The sequence below is a fragment of the Paenarthrobacter sp. CM16 genome (assembly GCF_013179505.1).
Taxonomy (GTDB): domain Bacteria; phylum Actinomycetota; class Actinomycetes; order Actinomycetales; family Micrococcaceae; genus Arthrobacter.
This window is the reverse complement of record NZ_JABMCX010000497.1, coordinates 1-1,780: the sequence shown is the minus strand read 5'-3', so window position 1 is coordinate 1,780 and position 1,780 is coordinate 1. Positions and strand designations below refer to the sequence as shown.

General features: G+C 61.1%; 2 protein-coding genes. Both read right to left on the bottom strand.

Annotated features, from left to right (window positions below; all coding sequences use genetic code 11):
- Positions 1 to 808: deoxyribose-phosphate aldolase (locus tag HP499_RS23840; RefSeq protein WP_172326511.1), on the bottom strand; the 808-nt coding region annotated here is incomplete at its 3' end.
- The gene (gene iolC / locus HP499_RS23835) at positions 805 to 1,779 is read right to left on the bottom strand and encodes a 5-dehydro-2-deoxygluconokinase (RefSeq protein ID WP_309138442.1); all 975 of its coding nucleotides are present in this window, start codon (positions 1,777 to 1,779) and stop codon (positions 805 to 807) included. The genes iolC and HP499_RS23840, both read right to left, overlap by 4 nt.
- Position 1,780 lies beyond the last annotated feature (1 nt).

Here is a 1,780-nt window from a genome sequence, read left to right as displayed (position 1 = left end):
GGCCCTGAACGCCGGGCAGTGTGAGGGCAGCCTGCCAACTGGCGAAAATTTCATCCTGGGTACCCGCAGGGTCTCCACCCAACAAGACGGTGGGCAACGTAGTGGACGCCATGACACGTTCCATCTCATCCACCACTGGCAGCTTCATCCAGGTGTACGCGCTGGTCGAACCTAGACCTTCGGCAATGCCGACCGACTTGATGACAGCGTCTGCACGGAGGTCGTTGCGGACCTTGCCATGAGAATCACGTACCGAAAGGAACGGCTCCACCATCGCTATGAGTTTGCGCTCAGCCAGCGAGTCAATGGCTTTCGCCGTGGCCTCGAGGGTGGCCACGGTGTCCGGGTCGCCCAGACAGATGCGCGTCAGCATTTTGCCGCCATCGGCGCCCAACGCTTCCAAGGCGGCTGCCGTGTGCCCTGTAAAGCGGTCATCGAACTCATTTACAAGGCCAGCGAGACCTCCTCGATTCATGGAACCGAAGACGAGCTTGCCATCCAGGGCACCAAGCAGCAGGAGGTCATCCATGATGTCAGGAGAGGCCAGGATCCCATCCACCGCGGGGTTGGCCAGAGCGATCTGGAGCCGATCCAGCAGGTCACGGCGATCAGCCATAGCCATCGGCTGGGAGCCAACTGAGAGCGCACCGCGGGCCGGGTGGTCCGCGGCAACGATGAAATTCTGCTTCCCGTGCTTCAGGCCGGGGTGCTTGCGCCTGGTGGCAGCTGCGCGGGCCACAGCTTCAGGATCCTCCAACCGGACACGGCTGAGGTGTTCATAGCGGCGAGGGTCATCATTGAGGCTCATCGCACCGCTCCTTCCGCAGGAATGGACGCGGTAAGAGCTGTACCGGGCACAGGCCGGCCACGTTCGGCCAGCAGCGAAGTGACCTCTTCCGGCGTCGGCATGGCATCGGCGCAGGAAAGGCGCGATGCGACAATTGCACCAGAGGCGTTGGCGTAATCAAGGACCTCCGATAGCGGCCAGCCGGACAACAATCCATGGCAGAACGCGCCACCGAACGAGTCGCCCGCACCTAGTCCGTTGACGGTTTCCACTGGGACTGGAGCGGAAACCACTCGTTCCGTGCGGGTCTTGGCCATAACACCCTCAGGTCCGAGTTTCACAACAGCGATTTCGACGCCGGCATCCAGGAGGCGGTCGGCCTGCTCGTCAGGTGTTCCCTCCCCCACTGCAACAGCGCATTCCTTATCGTTGCCGATCGCAACGGTGACATGAGGGAGAATTCTGGCAACTTGTGCCCGGGCTTCCTCTTCAGAGGCCCAAAACATGGGACGGTAGTCGAGGTCGAGGATGGTGAACTGTCCGTCCTTTAGCCCGGTGCGCGGGCGGGCCTCGTGAGCCGCAATGTGCGCACTGCGGCTGGGCTCCTGACATAGCCCGGTGACAGTGGACCAAAAGATCCCCGCTTCCCGGATGGCTGCAAGGTCCAGTTCTGAAGAGGTGATCTGCAGGTCCGGGGCAGTAGGGAAACGGCCATAGAAATATAGGGGGAAGTCTTCCGGCGGCTTGATCGCGCAGAAGGTCACGGCTGTGGGGTACTCCTTGACCGGAGAGACAAAGGAGTCGTCAACGTTGAACTTATGCAGTTCCCGGTGAAGGTAATGACCGAATGCGTCATCTCCGGTACGGGTGATGATCCCGGTGCGGCGACCATGACGTGCAGCCGCTACGGCCACATTGGAGGGAGAGCCTCCGAGGTATTTACCGAAGGACGTCACATCCTCCAGGTCCACCCCAATATCGTTCGGGTAAATA